Here is an 18881-nt window from a genome sequence, read left to right on the forward strand (position 1 = left end):
GCTTATATTTCAGGTCGCTGCCGGGGCCTTGCCTTGGGGAAAACAGGCGGTGAAAGTTGCCCCCTGCTTGGGCACGCTTTCGATCAAAAGCCGGCCGCGATGGCGGTTAAGAATATGTTTCACCAGCGATAATCCAAGCCCGGTGCCGCCTTGCGAGCGGCTGTCGCCGACGTCCACCCGGTAGAACCGCTCGGTCAGCCGCGGCAGGTGCTCGGGCGCGATGCCGGGGCCGAAATCGCGCACCATGATCCGGATTTCCTGAGTTCCGTCAGTCGCCGCGGCCGAGGTCAGCGACACGATGACGCGTCCGCCGGAGGCGCCGTATTTGAGCGCGTTCTCGATCAGATTCTCGAACAGGCGGAGCAGCTCCTCGCGGTCGCCCGGGATCATCACCGGCCCCTCAGGCAGATGGATTTCGACCTCGACCTGGCGCTCGCGTGCGAGCGGCTCCAGCCCGTCGGCAACTTGGCGGATGATCGGCAGCAGGTCGACCAGGGTGTCGGGCCGGACATGGGCCGACAGCTCGACCCGCGACAATGACAAGAGATCGTCGATCAGCCGCGCCATGCGCGTGGCTTGGTTGTGCATGATGCCGAGGAAGCGCTCGCGCGCCTTGGGATCGTCCTTGGCCTGGCCCTGCAGCGTGTCGATGAAGCCCGACAGCGCGGCGAGCGGCGTGCGCAGCTCGTGGCTGGCATTGGCGACGAAGTCGGCGCGCATCTCCTCGACCCGGCGCAGCGGCGTCTGGTCGTGGAAGGTCATCAGCATGCATTTGTCGGCGCCGCCGAAGCTGGTCGGCACCGGCACCGGCGTGATCATGAGCTCCATCCAGCGATCGACCGGGACGTGGTCGAGATAGCTTGCGCGCCGCGGCTCGGTGGTCGCGATCGCCTCGCGCAGCGCCGTGATGATCTCCGGTGAGCGCAGCGCGAATTGGGCGAGCTCGTTCCTGCGCAGCGCCGGCGCGAGCTGGGCGGCGGCGGCATTGAGGTGGATGACACGGCCGGCGCGGTCGAGCAGCACCGCCGGATCCGGCATGCCGGCGACGACCGCGGCCACGGCCGCGCTCTCGACAGGGTTGATGCGCCTGACGTCGTCGCGCGAGGCGGCGGGGTCATGCAGGCGCCACGGGATCAATGCGGCGGCCGCGATGCAGAGGAACACGATCGCGGCATGCAGCGCCGACAATTCGCCGAGCGTGACGATGACGGACAGCGCCAGCGCCGCAGCGATCAGGATGATGGTCGAGTGCCGCAACCGGTCGGACCAGGGCTGCGCGGAGGGAGAAGATGGGGCGTCGATCGCCATCGGGGCGGACTTCTCCTGGGGCTTGTCTCGTCTGAAGGCCTGGCGCCGTCAGACACCGCTGTCGCTACGCTCTCTCACATAGGCGGCTTCACGCGCCGGACCGGGGTCGAGCTTGAGCGCCGCCTGCTGCAAGCGCTTCGATCGTGCGCCGATGATAACTTCGCGAAACGTCAGCAAGATTACAGATATGACAAAGGGGGACAGATAATAGAGGACGCGGAACAGCAGCATGCCGCCCAGAAGCTCCTCGCGGTCCATCTGCCAGAGGCCGACCAGCATGGCGGCGTCGAACACACCGAGCCCGCCGGGCGAGTGGCTGGCGAACCCGAGCAGCGTGGCCGACACGAAGATCACCGCGACCACCACGAAGCCGAGATTGGGCTCGTCCGGGACCAGCACGTACATTGCGAGTGCGCAGAAGCCGAGATCGATGATGCCGATCGCGATCTGGAGCAGCGTCAGCGGACCGCCCGGCAGCACCACGGTCCAGGGACCGCGGCCGACCACGCGTGGCTGGGTCCAGACCCAGACCACGTAGCCGACCAGGCCTGCGATGATCGCCAGCGCCAGCGTCCGGTTCAGCCAGGGCGGGAGCTGGTCGATCGCCGCGGCGGCCTCGGGATGATAGGAGATGCCGAGGCCGAGCACCGCGGCATTGCCGAGCCAGAAGGTCAGGCCGGCGAGGAAGCAGATCTTGGCGACGTCGATCGCGTTCAGCCCGTAGGCCGAATAGATGCGGTAGCGCACCGCGCCGCCGGTGAAGACGGATGCTCCGACATTGTGGCCGATCGAATAGCTGGTGAAAGCGGCGAGCGCGTTGATGCGATAGGGCACATGGGCATGGCCGATCGCGCGCGTGGCGAACAGGTCGTAGAAGGTGAGCGTGAAATAGCCCGCGGCGACGAACAGCGCCGCCATCGCAATCTGGCTCGGCTCGGTGCTCTTGATCGCCTCGATAACCTCGTTGAAATCGATGCCGCGCAGCATGTGGTAGAGCACATAGCAAGCGACGCCGATGACCGCGATGCTGATCACAACTCCGAGCTTATGCAGGATTTGCTTCTGGCGCAGAAACGTCATCGCCCTGCGGATGGCTTCCAGCATCTAGACCTCAAACAACGCTTCAGCGGCCAGAGCGGCCGGCGGACAGGCAGACGACGCACAGGCACTCAACGACCCCGCGCCGCCGGATCCGGCATCGCGCATGCCCCCCGCCTCTCCACTAGCGCGTTTTCGGGCGGAGTGGAATTCGCCAAATGGAACAAAAACGCGTGCATTCAATGTTTTAGGCAGATTGCAGGCTCCTGATGCACGGTTTGGCGCCTTCCGCGGCAGGACGTGACGCGAATCTCCTTGGCAATCCTGCGCAGACGCCATGAAGTTTTGATGATTTCAGCCGCACAATGTTCCGTCACGCCTTAAGCCGACGTCAATCTATGGGCCGGGCCCGCCTGTTGAAAGAGGGGGCCATCCCGGCGTCGTTCACGGCTTTTCCGATGCGCCTGATGGTCGCGGCGCCGAAAGGCGGGCCGAAGACTCAGGCCGCGGGCTGGCTCCGCGAGACCACGCGGTCGCGCAGCCAGGCCCCGATGGTGCAGCCGACGAGGTAGCAGGCGAACATGATCAGGCCGAGGTCGAGCCAGTAGCCGAAGCGACCGGGGATTACATGGGCGAACGAGGCCGCGACCAGGGCGGCGACCAGCGCGGCAAGCCAGCGCGCTGTCACCTTCGAGGTGCCGTTGCCGCGCTGGACCACCGAAATCCAGCCCATGCAGAAGCCCAGCAGCACCGAGCCGATCAGCCAACCCAGATGGAACGAGACGAGATAGGGCATCGTCACCTCACCAGAAATTCGATGCGGCGGTTCTGCGCCTTGCCTTCGTCGGTGTCGTTGCCGGCGACGGGCTGAGTGCTGCCATGGCCGACCGCGGTGAAGCGGCTGGCGGGCAGGCCGGCCTTGACCAGATAGTCGATCACCGCCTGCGCACGCTTCTCGGAGAGGGCCCGGTTGAACCCGTCCTCGCCGTCGGCATCGGTATGCCCGGCGATCTCGATATTGGTGGTGGGGCAGCGCAGCGCCGTCTCGATCAGATGATCGAGGATGGCGGCGGAATCCGGATCGATGTCGGCGCGCTTGGCGACGAAGCGGATCTTGCCCTTGGCCAGGAGGTCCGTGAACAATTGCTGGCACACGGTGCCGTCGACCGGGCCTGCCGCGGGCTTCACGGTGATCTCCGGCTTGTACTGCCAGTTTTTCGGGAAGTCCTTGCCGAGGCCGGCGCGGATGTCGTTGGCGGCGGCCTCGTAGAGCGCATCGCCCGACAGCTTCACCTCGCGGTCCGAGACGACGAGCGTGCCGGTCGACAGTCGCGACAGCGCGCCGAGCGCTGCGATCACGGCCGTGTTGAAGGAGCCGGGGGCGCCGATGCTGGCCTTGAGATTGTCGACGACCTTCTCGGTGAAAAACTTTCGCGCGGCGCTGGTTGCGATCGCCGCATGCACATTGTTGTCGGGCACGTAGCCGGTCAGCGTCACGGTCGCCGCGACCGGATCCTTGTAGGCCTGGAAGATATAGGGCGGCGCCTTGACGTCGTTGGCGGCGATCGAAAAGCCCTCGGGCAGGTTCTTCAGCGCCGCGGCGATCGCCTCGCGGCCGCCGAGCTCGCGCGCCATGCCCGACAGATTGACCTTGGTGTCCGTGATCGTGATCTTGCCGTCCTTCAGCTTGCCGATCTGATCCAAGAGCAGCATCGCGGCCGCCTCGAAGCGCGGCGGCGCACCGCGCGCCAAGCCCATCTGGTCAGCCACCTCGACCCCACCGACCTCCTTGCGGGCCGCCTCGGTCAGGCGCGCCTTCATCGACGGCAAGGGCGCGGAGCCCGACAGCGTCACCCGCACGACGTCGCGCTCGGCATTCCAGACGAAGGGCTTGGCCTCGGGAACGAGGCGGGTCCGGTCGTCGACCAGGCGCACGCCGGGCACGGTCTCGACTGCCATCACGGCGTCGCGGCGCCCCTCCTCGGAGAAGGCGTCCGCGGCCAAGCTGACGTCGCGGCCGTCGACTGCGATTCGGGTCTTGTCCAGGACGGTCCCCTTCAGCGCCGCCGAGCTGCGGGCCGACAGGTCGGCTTCGACCGGTAAGGTATTATTCCAGGCCGCAAATCCCCACATGACGGCCAGGGGAATCAGCCCCGGCCACCATTTGCTGGCCCACCTGAAAAGCTTCTGCATTCGACGACCCGAACTCTGGAACCGGAGACAAAACAAACCCTTGGCAGGCTGTCAAACCGGAAATGGCGCCCTTCCGAAGGCACCGGCTGGACAATCCGAATAACTTTTTCTTCAAGGGTTCTTCCGTAAGTTGAAGACGGAATGCCAAAGCCCGCCAGCCGGTCATGAAACAACTGCGTAACAACGTCATCCGCGCCGGGCTGGGAGCACTCTATTTCAGCGGGGCACACCATCTGCTGCGCCCGCTTTTGTCGGGCGTCGGCGCCATTTTCATGCTGCACCACGTGCGGCCGGCCCGACAGGCCGCGTTCCAGCCGAACCGGCATCTCGAGGTCACGCCCGAATTCCTGCGCGCCACGCTATGCCATTTGCGCTCGCGTGACATCGACATCGTCACCATGGACGAGCTGCATCAGCGGCTGGTGCAGGGCCGCTTCGACCGCCGCTTCGCCGCCTTCACCTTCGACGACGGCTATCGCGACAATCTGGACTTTGCGCTGCCGGTTCTGCGCGAATTCGACGCGCCGCTGACGGTCTATGTCGCGAGCGATTTTGCCGAAGGTACCGGACGGCTGTGGTGGGCGGCGCTGGAGGCGGTGATTGCCAAGGCCGCGCAGATCGACATCAAGATCGGCCATTCCGCGCTGCAGCTCGATGCGACGACGCCCGCAGCCAAGCAGGCGGCGTTCGACCGCCTGCACGACTGGCTGCGCGCGCTGCCGGGCGAGCACGACCTCAAGCGGGAGATCGAGGCGCTCTGCGCGACGTATGACATCGACATGGCTGCGCTGTGCCGCAGCCTCTGCCTGTCCTGGGCCGAGCTGAAGTCCCTTGCCGCCGATCCGCTGGTCACGATCGGCGCGCATAGCGTCAGCCATTGCAACCTCGCCAAGCTGGCGGAAGACGACGCCGCGCAGGAGATGGCCATGAGCCGCGCGCGGATCGAGCAGGCGCTGCAGCGCCCCGTGCTGCACCTCGCTTATCCCTACGGCGACCGCGAGGCCGCGGGAATGCGCGAATTCGGCTTGGCAGCGACAGCGGGCTTCAAGACCGCGGTGACGACGCGGCCCGGCATGCTGTTCGCGGAGAATGCCAGCCAGATGACGGCGCTGCCGCGCGTCTCGCTCAACGGCAACTACCAGGATGCGCGAATCCTGCCGGTGTTGACCTCGGGCGCCGCGACCGCGATGTGGAACGGTTTCCGCCGGATCGCGGCGGCGTAGCTGCGCTCTGCGCTGTCGTCCCGGACAAGCGGGCGCAGATCCGGGACCCATACCGCGGAATCTATCCGTCTCCGTTGGTAGAAGTACCGAACGTCGAATCTTCGCCAAACGTCTCCCTGTGGCTATGGGTCCCGGATCTGCCCTGTCGCTTGTCCGGGACGACACCGATCAAATGGGACTGGCGTCGCGTCACACGCACATACATCAGCAGCCTTCCTTGACTCCCCTCCCCGCCCCGCTCACAACGGGCGCCAACCAAGGGAGGCATTCATGTTCAACGACCTGTTCTCGCTCAAAGGCCGCGTCGCGCTGGTGACCGGCGGCTCGCGCGGCATCGGCAAGATGATCGCGGCGGGGTTTCTCAGTGCCGGCGCCGCAAAGGTCTACATCCCCGCGCGCAAGGCCGGGCCGTGCGAGGCGACCGCCAAGGAGCTCACCGCGCAATATGACGGCGAATGCATCGCGCTGCCGATCGACATCTCCACCGTCGAAGGCTGCGACAGGCTGGCTTCCGAGATCATCAAGCTGGAGCCGAAGCTCGACATCCTCGTCAACAACGCCGGCGCGGCCTGGGGCGCGGAGTTCGACGAATTCCCCGAAAGCGGCTGGGACAAGGTGATGGATCTCAACGTGAAGTCGCTGTTCTTCCTGACCAAGGCGCTGGCGAAGCCGCTGCGCGCGGCAGCCAGCGCGGAGCGGCCCGCAAAAGTGATCAACATTGCTTCGGTCGACGGCATCTTCGTCAATCCGGGCGAAACCTATTCCTACGCCGCCAGCAAGGCCGCCGTGATCCATCTGACGCGGCGCATGGCGACCAAGCTGGTCAAGGACAACATCAACGTCACCGCGATCGCACCGGGCGCGTTCAAGTCCGACATGAACCGCGCCGCGCGCGACCACGCGGACGAGGTTGCAAAGCGCATCCCGGCGCGGCGGATCGGCACCGACGAGGACATGGCAGGGGTGGCGATCTATCTCGCCTCGCGTGCGGGCGATTACGTGGTCGGCAACACCATCGCGGTCGACGGCGGCGTGGTGTATGCGAATGCCGGGCTGGAGATCGCGGGGTAGACCGGGGGGCTTAGCGTGGTGCGCTCGTCTCACACTCCGCTGTCATGCCCCGGCTTGACCGGAGCATCCAGTACGCCGCGGCCTCTCGGCTATGGCACAATCGTCTCTTGAATACTGGATCGCCGGGCGATGACAGCATTTGCGTTGTGAGAGCTTCGAAACCCGTCTGTTACGACTCGATCTTCACGTACTCGAAGTCGCCCGGCTTGTTGTCGATGCCGACCTTCGGCGGCGAGATCCACGAGGCGAACTGGCCGATTTCGGTGACGGGCTGCATCAGGGAGGTGATGAAGTCGCCGTCGCTTGCCGACGGCAGCCATTCGTCCTTGCGCTTGGCCCAGGTGGCATCGTCGATCAGGATGCCGTCCGGCGTCGCATGCACGTCCTTGAACTCGCCGATGTGGCGGTGGAAGGCGACGTTGGGCAGCTTGAGCTGGAAGTCATAGCCCGCGGTCGTGATCACCTTATTCCAGCGCAGCATGCCCTTGACGCAATCCTGGCTGTAATCGTCGCGCAGGCGCATGTTGAGCGCGGTCAGCGCCGGCTCGTCGACCAGCTTGATCTCGCCGTTGATCAGCTTGAGCACCGGATAGGTGGAGTTCTTGAGCTGGTGGTCGTCCTCGATCTGGGTCTCGTGATAGCGGCCCTTGATGCCGGCATTGAAGGCGTTGGCCGCGTTGGTCGAGACCTCGGAGCCGAACAGGTCGAGCGACAGCGTGTAGTGCAGGTTCAGCTTCTTCTGGATCGTGGGCAGGTCGATCACGCCGAGGGCGCGGACTTTCGCGATGTCGGTGGGATCGGTGATGCCGGCCGCGCGCATCGCATCGCAGGTGCGCTGCACGACGCGGGTGATGCCGGTCTCGCCGACGAACATGTGGTGCGCTTCCTCCGTCAGCATGAAGCGGCAGGTGCGCGACAAGGGATCGAAGCCGGACTGCGCCAGCGAGTGCAGCTGCATCTTGCCGTCACGGTCGGTGAAGTAGGTGAACATGAAGAAGGATAGCCAGTCCGGCGTCGCCTCGTTGAAAGCGCCCAGCATGCGCGGCGCATCGGCATCGCCGGAGCGGCGGCGCAGCAAATCGTCGGCTTCCTCACGTCCGTCACGGCCGAAATATTTCTGCAGCAAGTAGACCATCGCCCAGAGGTGACGGCCTTCCTCGACGTTCACCTGGAACAAATTGCGCATGTCGTAGAGCGAGGGCGCGGTCTTGCCGAGATGGCGCTGCTGCTCCACCGAGGCCGGCTCGGTGTCGCCCTGGATCACGATCAGGCGGCGCAGCATGGCGCGGTGCTCGCCCGGCACCTCCTGCCAGGCCGGCTCGCCATAATGCTCGCCGAACGGTACGACGCGATTCTCTTCCTGGGGCGCAAGGAGAATGCCCCAGCGATATTCGGGCATGCGCACATAGTCGAACTTGGCCCAGCCGCGCGGGTCGACCGAATAGGCAGTGCGCAAATAGACCAGCGATTCCTGGAAACCTTCCGGCCCCATGTCGCTCCACCAATCCATATAGCCGGGATGCCAGCCTTCCAGCGCTTTGAGCACCTGGCGGTCTTCGGCGAGATTGACGTTGTTGGGAATCTTGGTCGAGTAGTCGACGTTCATGATGTTCATGTTCATGGCCGTGCGCTCCTTAAACTCTCGTCATATCGAATTTCGGCTTTTGGCCGCTGCCGTAGCGGCGCAGCGCGCCTTCCTCGCCGACCGCGTTCGGGCGCTGGAAGATCCAGTTCTGCCATGCCGTCAGGCGCGCGAAGATCTTTGATTCCATCGTCTCGGGGCCGACGAAGCGCAGGCTCGCCTCCATGCCGGTGAGGCTGTCGGGCGAGAAGCTGGCGCGCTCCTCGAGAAACACGCGGACCTCGTCGTCCCAGTCGATGTCGTCGAGCGCGAAGGTGACGAGGCCAAGCTCCTCCGCCTGCTCGGCATCGAGCGCGGTGCCGAGCGTGGCTTCCGCGCGCTCGACATCCGAGGAATCGGCCTGGAAGCGCGATTGCAGCCGCGTCAGGCCATGGCTCATCGGATAGGGACCGAAGTTCATGGCCGACAATTCGATCGACGGCGGCGGGCGGTTGTCGCCCTGGCGCGTGCCGATCAGCATATAGGAGCGGTCGGCGGCGAAGACGAGCTCGGCGAGCGTGCCGGCAAAGCAGGAGCCGGGCTCGACCAGCGTCACCAGCGTGCGCGAGGTGACGTCGATGCGCTTCAGGACGCGCTTCCAGTAATGGCGGATCTCGTTGACCAGCCAATGCGCCTTGTTGGCTTCGAGGAAGGCGTCGGCCGCGAGCACATGGGCACGGTCGCCGTGGCTCTTGAACACCAACATGGCGATCTCGAGCTCGTTGATGCGCAAGTGCAGGATGGCGTCGTCGAGCTCGCGTGCCACTTGCAACGGCCAGAACGACGCGCCCTGCGCCATCATGCCGTCGATGTCGGCGGGGGGCGCAGCCTCCGGCGCCCTGATCGAGATGGTGGCGATGCGCGCCGCACGATCGATGTCGACCGTGACGAAACCGTAGCGGATGCTGGTGTCGTCGATGACGCGCTTGAGCGGCGTCAGCGCGATGCCCTTGCCGCTGCCGTTGCGCTTCGAAGCCGCCGCAAACTCCTTGGCACGCTCGGCGATCTTGGCCTCTAACTTGGAGTTCGGCGCGATCTCGTCGACGAGGCGCCACTGCACGGCGCGCTTGCCCTTCACGCCTTCCTCGATGGTGCAGAAGAAGTCGGCATGGTCGCGCCGCACCTTGCGCTTGTCGACGACGCGGGTCAGCCCGCCGGTGCCGGGCAGCACCGCGAGCAGCGGCACCTCGGGCAGCGCGACGGCGGAGGAGCCGTCGTCGGCCAGGATGATGTGGTCGGTCGCAAGCGCCAGCTCGTAGCCGCCGCCGGCAGCCGAGCCGTTCACCACGGTGATGAAGCGTTGGCCGGAATTCTCCGAGGAGTCTTCCATGCCGTTGCGGGTCTCGTTGGTGAACTTGCAGAAATTGACCTTGTGGGCGTGGGTGGAGCCAGCAAGCATGCGGATGTTGGCGCCGGCGCAGAACACGCGGTTCTTGGCCGAGCGCATCACCACGACCTTCACTTCCGGATGCTCGAAGCGTAGCCGCTGGACCGCATCCGCGAGCTCGATGTCGACGCCGAGATCATAGGAGTTGAGCTTGAGCAGATAGCCCTCGAACAGGCCGCCATTCTCGTCGACGTCCATGGTCAGCGTCGCGACATCGCCGTCGACCGCGAGCTTCCAATGCTTGTAGCGGGACGGTTCGGTCTGGAAATCGATGAATGTCGCGCCGCCTGCGAGGCGCCGATCTTCCCCGGCCATGGGTCATCCCTGAGCTTGATTATGCATTTTCGTCGTAGCGTTAGATGCACAATAATGCATCTTGTCGGGTGAGTCTAGCCCAAACCTAGGCATCGCATGCACTTTGCTTCATCCCGACGGACATGCGCCTCATGCGGCCTCAAGCCCAGGATCGTCCCGCAGGGCGGCTCTGGCGAACTGCGTGATAGCATCGAGCGTGGGCCCCGGGGTCTCGCGATGCGGGGAGTGTGCTGCGCCGGCAATGACCTTCAGATCGACCGGGCAGTAACATTCCTGTTGCGCGATCTCCGCCTGGCGCAGCGTCCCGTATTGGTCGTCCACGCCCTGCACGATCATGACAGGGACGCGGATATAGCCGAGATCGTCGGAGATGTCCCAATCGCGGAACTTCGGATCGAGCCAGGCGCCGTTCCAACCGTAGAAGGCGTTGTCGACGTCCTTGTGCCAGCGCGCCAGCTTTGTCTTGAGGTCGGTGGTCTCGAACGCCGTCTTGATCTCCGCGATCGATTTCACCGAGATGTCCTCGACGATGAAATGCGGCGCAATCAGCACGAGGCCGCTCAAGCGATGGTCCTGATGTGCTCCCGCGTAGATCGCAGCGATCGAGGCGCCGTCGGAATGGCCGAGCAGGAGGCCGCGCCTGAACGGAATCGCGCCGAGGATTTTCGGCAGCACATCGAGCGCCTCGCGCTGCATGTAGTCCAGCGGCCGCGGCAATGTCACCGGGCTCGACTGACCGTAGCCCGCGCGCGAATAGGCGAAGATGCCCGCGCCGATGGCCTGTTGCAGCTTCTCGGGGAAGTCGCCCCACAGCCCGACCGAGCCGAGACCTTCATGCAGCATGACGATAGTGGGCGCATCCGCGGATTGCGGCGCGAGCCATTTGTATTCGAGGCTGGCGCCATCGATGCTGAGGAAACCGGTGGGGGTGAGTTGGGTCATGGTCGAATTCCCATTCCTAGCCAATACCGAGATGCCCACCCTCCCCTGGAGGGAGAGGGTAAGGAAGCGAGTCCGCCGCCTGCACCATCAATGCGCCCCTTCCCGCAGCTTGAACCGCTGGATCTTGCCCGTCGCCGTCTTCGGCAGCGAGTCCACCACGTCGATCCAGCGCGGATATTTCCACGGACCGATCTTCTGCTTGACGTGCTCCTTCAGCGCCTCCTGCAACTCCGTCGTCGTCGCGCCGGGGCGCAGCACCACGAAGGCCTTGGGCTTCAGCAACCCTTCCGGATCGGCCTCGGGCACGACGGCGGCTTCCAGCACGGCCGGATGCGTGATCAGCGCGCTCTCCACTTCGAACGGCGAGACCCAGATGCCGGAGACCTTGAACATGTCGTCGGCGCGGCCGCAGAAGGTGTAACGGCCCTCGCCGTCCCTGACATATTTGTCACCGGTGCGGGTCCACGGTCCTTCGAAGGTACGGCGGCTCTTGTGGCGCTGATTCCAGTAACCTTCGCCGGCGGAGGGCGCGTCGACCAGCAGTTCGCCGACCTCGCCATCGGCAACGTCCTGCCCGGCTTCGTTGACGAGCCGCACCGCATAGCCCGGCACCGGCTTGCCGGACGAGCCGTATTTGATGTCGCCGGGCGCGTTCGAGAGAAAGATGTGCAAGAGCTCGGTCGAGCCGACGCCATCGAGAATGTCGACGCCGAAGCGCGCCTTCCAGCTGTTGCCGACCGATTCCGGCAGCGCTTCGCCGGCAGAGGTGCAGATGCGCAAGCTCTTGCCGCCGCGCTCGGCCTTCATGGCCTCATCGTTGAGCATCGCCGCGAACAGGGTCGGCACGCCGTAGAAGATCGAGGGGTTGTAGCGGTTCATCAGGTCGAACATGCGCGCCGGCGTCGGGCGCTCGCTGTTCAGGATCACGCTGGCGCCGACCGACATCGGGAAGGTCAGCGCATTGCCGAGACCATAGGCGAAGAACAGCTTTGCCGCGGAGAGGCACACATCGCTCTCGCGGATGCCGAGCACTTGCTTGGCGTAGGTGTCGGCGGTCGCCTGCAAATTGGAATGGATATGGCGCACGCCCTTCGGCATGCCCGTTGACCCCGACGAATAGAGCCAGAACGCCGGTTCGTCCGGATGGGTCGCCGCGGTGGTGAACTGATCGCTCTCGCCGGCGAGTTCCTCGGCGAGCTGCTTGTGTCCGTTCTGCTTGGCGCCGGAGACCACGACATGCTCGAGATCCGGCATGCGGCCGACGACGTCCCTGATGACAGGGTAGAGCGCTTCGGAGACGAACAGCACACGCGCGCGGCAGTCGGCGAGAATGTAGGCGTATTGGTCCGCGGTCAGCAGCGTGTTGAGCGGCACCGGCACGATGCCGGCGCGGATCGCGCCCAGGAACACGACCGGAAAGTCGACCGTATCGAGCATGATCATCGCCACGCGCTCCTCGCGGCGAACGCCGAGCCGGCGCAACATGTTGGCGGCGCGGCGGGGCTGTTGCTGCAGCTCGCCATAGGTGAGCCGCGAGACGGTGTCGTCGAACGCCAGCTTGCTGCCCCGGCCCTCCTCGACGTTACGATCGAGCAGCCAGGTCACCGCGTTGTAGGATCCCTCGCTCACGGACTTCTCCCCTGAATTTTAGAATTATAATTCATAGAAAGACACCGCGTCGGCTTGCTGTCAATGCCAGCAGGCACTATGTTTCATTAAAACGCGCCGCAGGACCTCATTCAAGAGGGCATCTGTAAAGAAGGCTCATGACCGACAGTCCCGACGCCGAATCCCGCTTTCTCGAACAGCTCGGCCAACGCGTGCGCACCATGCGCGCGCTGCGCGGCATGTCGCGCAAAGTGCTCGCCAAGGTGTCAGGAATCTCGGAGCGCTACATCGCGCAGCTCGAAAGCGGTAAGGGCAACGTCTCGATCGTGCTGTTGCGCCGTGTCTCGGACGCGATGGGCGCGCATCTGGAGGACCTGCTTCCCTCGGCCGAGCCGACGCCGGACTGGCAGATGTTTCGCGACCTCTTGCGCAAGGCAACGCCGGCGCAGATCGCGCAGGCCAAGGATTTGCTCACCGGCGGCAGCGCAACCGCACCGCGCCGCGCGCCATTCTGCGGCATCGCGCTGATCGGGCTGCGCGGGGGCGGCAAGTCCACGCTCGGGAGAATGCTCGCAAAGAAGATCGGCTGGACCTTCGTCGAGCTCAACAAGGAGGTCGAGCAGCAGAACGGCCTCTCGGTTGCCGAGATCATCGCGCTGTACGGCCAGGAAGGCTTTCGCCGCATGGAACAGGCGGCGCTGCAGCAGCTGCTCGCGCGCAACGAGCTGATGGTGCTGGCAACCGGCGGCGGCATCGTTTCCGAGCCGCTCACCTTCGACCAGATCCTAACCTCGTTCTACACGATCTGGCTGAAGGCCGAGCCCGAGGAGCACATGGCCCGCGTGCGTCGCCAGGGCGATCTGCGTCCAATGGCCGACGATCGCTCCGCGATGGCCGAGCTGCGCAACATTTTGCTGAGCCGCGAGCCGCTGTATTCGCGCGCGACCGCGGTGGTGGACACGGCCGGGCTTTCCGTCGATGCGGCGGCAGCACGGTTGATCGATGCGGTACGCCCGGTGCTGCAGAACGAGGCCCGCAGCTTCGGGCTGCGGAGCGTGGCGCTGTAGGTCGTTGGACCTCGCTAAAGCTACACATTCCGCTGTCGTCCCGGACAAGCGTAAGCGCAGATCCGGGACCCATACCGGGTGCTCCATCGATTGTGCGCGCCGCCGATCCCGAACGACTAGCCTCCGCAAAACTTCTCCCTGTGGTTATGGGTCCCGGATCTGTGCGCGCTTGAGGCGCGCTTGTCCGGGACGGCAGCGGTGTTTGTGGGCACGCCATGATGTCACTATATCAGCGCCCAATAGACAGCTTTGGGATCGATAATGACCTCCACCGACGTCAGCACCTCCATGTTCGAGCGGATCGGCGGCAGCGCCACGATCGATCGTCTGGTCGAAAGCTTCTACGATCGCATGGACAGGCTGCCGGAGGCGAAGGTCATCCGCGCGATGCATGCGGACGACCTCGGCCTGATCAGGGACGTGCTGAAGCGCTATCTCACCGAATGGACCGGCGGCCCGCGCCTCTATACGCCCGAGAAGGGTCATCCGCGGCTGCGCCAGCGACACATCGGCTTTGCCATCGGCGATGCCGAGCGCGATGCGTGGATGCTGTGCATGCGCGGCGCGATGGAGGAGACGATCACGGATAGCGCCGCGCGGCAGGATCTCGACAAGGCAATATCCGACCTTGCCGACTGGATGCGCAACCGGCAGTGATGCTGCTCACCGGAACGTAGCCCGGATGCGCGAAGTAACACATCCGGGGTTTTGGCTTCCCGGGGATCGCTTCGCTCACCCGAGCTACGATACTTCCAACCCGGCTAGATCGACCAATAGTTCGGATGCTGGTAGGGCCGCGAGCGGTCACCCCAATCAAACTCCTCGCCATCGAACTCGCAGGGGCCGCTGCTCAATTGCTCCGGCGTCATTTCGACCTGAAAGGCCTGACGAGCCGGATCATATTTCAGTGCGCTCCACTGCACCGGATAATGGTGATGAGTGCCGAGCAGACCGCCGGTCTTGATCACGGCGTAGGCGACCGTTCCGCTCACCTTGTCGAGCATTAACCGCTCGATCGTGCCGAGCTTCGTGCCGTCACAACCGTAGACGGCGACGTGCTGCACGCGATCACTGGGAACCATGGCGTGTTGCATGGCGTGCTCCCTTGGTTCTTTCGCTGCGCGCATTATAGTCCCGTAGCCCGGATGAGCGAAGCAACATCCGGGGTTTTGCGATGCTTCCGCGCGTATCGCTTCCGCTCACCCCGGCTACAGCAGCTGCGATCGCACCGCCTCCGCGCCGTCCCGCAGCAGCGGCAGGAAGCGGTCGATCAATTCCTGCGTCGGCACGCGGTCGACATGCGCGCCCATGTTGATGGCAGCGGCGATGACGCCGTCATAGCGGCGCACGGGAACCGAGATCGAGCGGAAATGCGGCTCGGCCTCGCGATCGACCAGTGAATAGCCTTGCGCGCGGTCGGCAGCGATGCGTGCGAGCAGCGCCTTCGGATCGGTCATCGTCTGCGGCGTCAGCGCCTCGCGCTTCATCGTCTTCAGGCGCGCGGCGAGATCGGTGTCGTCGAGCTGGCCAAGCATGGCGCGGCCGACCGAGGTGCAGAAGGCCGGGAGGCGGTAGCCGATCTCGAGACCGCCCGAGAACATCCGCGCCGGGCTGCTGCGTGCGACGAACACGACATCATCGCCATCGAGCACCGCGAGAGAGGAGATTTCGTTTGCCGCGGTCGCGACACGATCCAGCACGGGCTGAAGCACCGCCACGAGCTGGCTGGAGCGCAAGTAAGACGCTGCCAGCGTCAGCACGTGCGGCGTCAGCGAGAACAGCTTGCCGTCGCCCGAGACGTAGCCGCCGCGCTGCAGCGTGAACAGCATGCGGCGGGCGGTGGCGCGCGGCAGATCGGCGGCGCGGGCGAGATCGCTCAGCGTCATCGGGCCTGCATTGGTGCCGAAGCATTGCAGCAAACGCAGGCCACGATCGAGCGCCTCGACGAAATCCGTCGCGCGCTCCTCGCTCTCGCTCCGCTTCCGCTTGGGCATGGTGACGGGCCAATCCTGAAAAATAGTGCTTGCTGCCGCTCCAAGGCATGTCATAATTCGCCCATTCGTTCAATAGGCGAACAAAAGCCACTCCCCGAGGATGCACATGCCATGATGAGCCAGGAGCAGAACGACCTGATCACCCGTACCGGGCCGAAGGATCCGTGCGGGAAGCTGATGCGGAGCTACTGGCAGCCGGCGGCGCTGGTGGATGAGCTGGAGGGCGCTCGCCCCATCCGTCCCGTCAAACTGCTCGGCGAGAATCTGGTGCTGTTCCGCGATGAGACCGGACGCTACGGCCTGATCGACCGCCACTGCGCCCATCGCGGCGCCGACCTCGCCTTCGGCCGGCTGGAGCATGGCGGCCTGCGCTGCGCCTTCCACGGCTGGCTGTTCGACGCCTCCGGCCAGTGCATCGAGACCCCGGCCGAGCCGAAGGAGTCAAAGCTCTGCCAAAACATCCGCCAGCGCTCCTATCCGGTGGTGGAGAAGAGCGGCATCCTCTGGGCTTATCTCGGCGAAGGCACCCCGCCCGCATTCCCGGAGATCGACTGCTTCGTCGCGCCCGGTACCCACACCTTTGCCTTCAAAGGCCACATGGCCTGCAACTGGCTGCAGGCCCTCGAAGTCGGCATCGATCCCGCGCACGCATCCTATCTGCACCGCTTCTTCGAGGACGAGGACACGTCCACGGCTTACGGCAAGCAGTTTCGCGGCGCGTCGGCGGGAAGCGCCCTGCCGATGACGAAGATCCTGCGCGAGTACGACCGCCCCATCATCAATGTCGAGCACACCGAATACGGCCTGCGCCTGATCGCGCTGCGCGAGATCGACGAGGAGCGCACCCATGTGCGCGTCACCAACCAGCTCTTCCCGCACGGCTTCGTCATCCCCATGAGCACGGAGATGACGATCACGCAGTGGCACGTGCCGGTCGACGACGAGAACTGCTACTGGTACGCGATCTTCACCAGCTACACGAGCCCGGTCGACAAGCAGAAGATGCGCGACCAGCGGCTCGAGCTCTATGAGCTGCCCGACTACAAGTCGCGCAAGAACCGCAACAACGATTACGGTTTCGATCCGCACGAGCAGCAGACCGCGACCTATACCGGCATGGGCAACGACATCAACGTCCACGACCAGTGGGCGGTGGAATCGATGGGCGCGATCCAGGACCGCACCAAGGAGCATCTCGGCTCGAGCGACAAGGCGATCGTGCAATATCGCCGCCTGCTGCGGCAGGAGATCGAGAAGGTCTCCGGCGGCGAAAAGCCGATGCTGTTCTTGGACGAAGCCAATGCGCGCTCGATCCAGGGACCGGCGACCATGGACGGCATCGGCCCGACCCGGGGCTGGGAGACCTACTGGATGGAAGTCGACGTCAAGCGCCGCCGCGGCGCACCGTGGACCGCGCCGGTGCCGAAGGAGATCGCGGACAACGTGCACCGGCTGACGGCGGCGGAGTGATTTTTGGGGCATCGTCATTCCGGGGCGATGCGATAGCATCGAGCCCGGAATCTCGAGGTTCCGGGTCCGGTCCTTCGGACCATCCCGGAACGACAGCTATCGGGGAGTAGCCAAGTGACTTTCGTCGCGCGTCATGCGCTGTGGTCGGATGAGCAGAGGGACGCGGCGACGCGCATGCGCCGCATCGTCGAGGAGAAGAATCTCGAGGTCATCCGCCTCGCCTTCCCCGACCAGCACGGCATCCTGCGCGGCAAGACCATCGTCGCCACTGAAGCGATCGCGTCGCTGGAGAGCGGCTGCTCCATCACCACCACCATGCTCGCCAAGGACACCTCCCACCGTACGGTGTTTCCGGTGTTCACCGCGGGCGGCGGCTTCCGCATGAAGGAGATGGAAGGCGCGGCCGATGTGCTGATGGTGCCTGATACCACCACGTTCCGCGTGCTGCCTTGGGCGCCGTCGACTGGCTGGGTGCTATGCGACCTCTATTTCAATGACGGCCGCCCGGTGCCGTTCGCGACGCGCTCGCTCTATCGCAAGGTGCTCGACGAGCTCGCGGGCCGCGGTCAGGATTTCGTCGCCGGCCTCGAGGTCGAATTCCACATCTTCAGGCTCGACGATCCGCATATGCGCGCGGAGGACGCCGGCCAGCCCGGCACGCCGCCGTCCGTCAGCCTCCTCAGCCACGGCTATCAATACCTCACCGAGCAGCGCTTCGATCAGATGGAGCCGGTGCTGGAGATCCTGCGCCGCGACATCGTCGCGCTCGGACTGCCGTTGCGCTCGGTCGAGGTCGAGTTCGGGCCGAGCCAGTGCGAATTCACCTTTGCGCCGCGGAAGGGGCTCGAGGCTGCAGACAACATGGTGCTGTTCCGCTCCGCGGTGAAGCAGATCGCACGCCGCCACGGCTATCACGCCACCTTCATGTGCCGGCCGAAACTGCCGAACGTGTTCGCGAGCGGCTGGCATCTGCATCAGTCGATCGTCTCGCGCGCGAGCGGCGAGAATTTGTTCATGGCCAAGGAACCGGGGAAGGACGTCGGCGAGCCGCTCAGCGCCTTCGGCAAAGCGTATCTCGCCGGCCTGCTCGACCACGCCCGCGCCTCCACATTGTTCACCACCCCGACCATCAACGGCTACAAGCGCTATCGCTCCTACTCGCTGGCGCCCGATCGCGCGATCTGGGGCCGCGACAATCGCGGCGTGATGATCCGCGTGCTCGGCGGCGCGGGTGATGCCGCCACGCGCCTGGAGAACCGCATCGGCGAGCCCGCCGCCAATCCCTATCTCTACATGGCCTCGCAAATTCTCTCCGGCCTCGACGGCGTCGACCGCAAGCTCGATCCCGGCCCCTCGGCCGACACGCCCTACGAGACCAAGGCGCCGCTGCTGCCGAAGAGCTTGCGCGATGCGGTCTCAGCGCTCCAGGACGATCCGTTCTTCCGCGAGAAGCTCGGGGCGGAGTTCGTCGACTACTACACCCACATCAAGAACGCCGAGATCGACCGCTTCCTGTCGGAGGTGACTGACTGGGAGCACCGCGAATATTTCGAGGTGTTTTGAACTGGGTCGCCAAGGATTTGCTCGTGAGGCGCACGGCTCTCGCTTCCGTCATTGCGAGCGCAGTGAAGCAATCCAGAATCT

General features: G+C 64.9%; 16 protein-coding genes. 6 read left to right on the forward strand and 10 right to left on the reverse strand.

Annotated features, from left to right (window positions below; genetic code table 11):
• Positions 1-9: 9 nt before the first annotated feature.
• The 4 genes from X268_RS30515 to X268_RS30530 form a co-directional block, all read right to left on the reverse strand.
• Positions 10-1308 carry an ATP-binding protein gene (locus X268_RS30515; protein ID WP_128928371.1) on the reverse strand — a complete coding sequence of 433 codons (1299 nt, stop codon included), beginning with the start codon at positions 1306-1308 and terminating at the stop codon, positions 10-12.
• 48 nt (positions 1309-1356) lie between these two features.
• Positions 1357-2412, reverse strand: coding sequence for a lysylphosphatidylglycerol synthase domain-containing protein (locus X268_RS30520; protein WP_128928372.1), 1056 nt, complete (start codon positions 2410-2412; stop codon positions 1357-1359).
• 433 nt (positions 2413-2845) lie between these two features.
• Complete coding sequence (locus X268_RS30525; protein ID WP_164938008.1) at positions 2846-3142, reverse strand: hypothetical protein; 297 nt, start codon at positions 3140-3142, stop codon at positions 2846-2848.
• Between the two features lie 2 nt (positions 3143-3144).
• Positions 3145-4539 (reverse strand): OmpA family protein, encoded by a 1395-nt coding sequence (locus tag X268_RS30530; RefSeq protein ID WP_128928374.1) that lies wholly within the window; start codon positions 4537-4539, stop codon positions 3145-3147.
• Positions 4540-4703: 164 nt separating this feature from the next.
• Here X268_RS30530 and X268_RS30535 point away from each other — a divergent pair, with 164 nt between their 5' ends.
• Positions 4704-5762, forward strand: coding sequence for a polysaccharide deacetylase family protein (locus tag X268_RS30535; RefSeq protein WP_128928375.1), 1059 nt, complete (start codon positions 4704-4706; stop codon positions 5760-5762).
• 270 nt (positions 5763-6032) lie between these two features.
• Positions 6033-6833, forward strand: a complete 801-nt coding sequence (locus tag X268_RS30540; RefSeq protein ID WP_128928376.1) for an SDR family oxidoreductase — start codon at positions 6033-6035, stop codon at positions 6831-6833.
• Positions 6834-7002: 169 nt separating this feature from the next.
• Here the strand turns inward: X268_RS30540 and boxB are convergent, their stop codons facing one another.
• From boxB to X268_RS30560, 4 genes are all read right to left on the reverse strand, one after another.
• Positions 7003-8454, reverse strand: a complete 1452-nt coding sequence (gene boxB, locus X268_RS30545; RefSeq protein WP_128928377.1) for a benzoyl-CoA 2,3-epoxidase subunit BoxB — start codon at positions 8452-8454, stop codon at positions 7003-7005.
• A gap of 13 nt (positions 8455-8467) precedes the next feature.
• A complete protein-coding gene (gene boxC / locus X268_RS30550; protein ID WP_128928378.1) occupies positions 8468-10156 on the reverse strand; it encodes a 2,3-epoxybenzoyl-CoA dihydrolase in 1689 nt (562 codons plus the stop codon).
• A 129-nt stretch (positions 10157-10285) separates the two neighbouring features.
• A complete protein-coding gene (locus X268_RS30555; protein WP_128928379.1) occupies positions 10286-11098 on the reverse strand; it encodes an alpha/beta fold hydrolase in 813 nt (270 codons plus the stop codon).
• 87 nt (positions 11099-11185) lie between these two features.
• A complete protein-coding gene (locus tag X268_RS30560) occupies positions 11186-12727 on the reverse strand; it encodes a benzoate-CoA ligase family protein (protein WP_128928380.1) in 1542 nt (513 codons plus the stop codon).
• Between the two features lie 137 nt (positions 12728-12864).
• Here X268_RS30560 and X268_RS30565 point away from each other — a divergent pair, with 137 nt between their 5' ends.
• Both X268_RS30565 and X268_RS30570 read left to right on the forward strand, forming a co-directional pair.
• Positions 12865-13773 (forward strand): helix-turn-helix transcriptional regulator, encoded by a 909-nt coding sequence (locus X268_RS30565; RefSeq protein ID WP_128928381.1) that lies wholly within the window; start codon positions 12865-12867, stop codon positions 13771-13773.
• A 261-nt stretch (positions 13774-14034) separates the two neighbouring features.
• Positions 14035-14430, forward strand: a complete 396-nt coding sequence (locus tag X268_RS30570; protein WP_164938009.1) for a group II truncated hemoglobin — start codon at positions 14035-14037, stop codon at positions 14428-14430.
• A gap of 104 nt (positions 14431-14534) precedes the next feature.
• Here X268_RS30570 and X268_RS30575 read toward each other — a convergent pair whose 3' ends face one another.
• Positions 14535-14867, reverse strand: a complete 333-nt coding sequence (locus X268_RS30575) for a PRC-barrel domain-containing protein (protein ID WP_164938010.1) — start codon at positions 14865-14867, stop codon at positions 14535-14537.
• Between the two features lie 114 nt (positions 14868-14981).
• The gene (locus X268_RS30580) at positions 14982-15767 is read right to left on the reverse strand and encodes an IclR family transcriptional regulator domain-containing protein (RefSeq protein ID WP_128928383.1); all 786 of its coding nucleotides are present in this window, start codon (positions 15765-15767) and stop codon (positions 14982-14984) included.
• Positions 15768-15878: 111 nt separating this feature from the next.
• Here X268_RS30580 and X268_RS30585 point away from each other — a divergent pair, with 111 nt between their 5' ends.
• Together X268_RS30585 and X268_RS30590 are read left to right on the forward strand one after the other, a co-directional pair.
• On the forward strand, positions 15879-17237 hold the full coding sequence (locus X268_RS30585) for an aromatic ring-hydroxylating dioxygenase subunit alpha (protein WP_128928384.1): 1359 nt from the start codon (positions 15879-15881) through the stop codon (positions 17235-17237).
• Positions 17238-17351: 114 nt separating this feature from the next.
• Complete coding sequence (locus tag X268_RS30590) at positions 17352-18800, forward strand: glutamine synthetase family protein (RefSeq protein WP_128928385.1); 1449 nt, start codon at positions 17352-17354, stop codon at positions 18798-18800.
• Positions 18801-18881: the final 81 nt, after the last annotated feature.

This window comes from Bradyrhizobium guangxiense (assembly GCF_004114915.1).
In the GTDB taxonomy this organism is placed as follows: Bacteria; Pseudomonadota; Alphaproteobacteria; order Rhizobiales; family Xanthobacteraceae; genus Bradyrhizobium; species Bradyrhizobium guangxiense.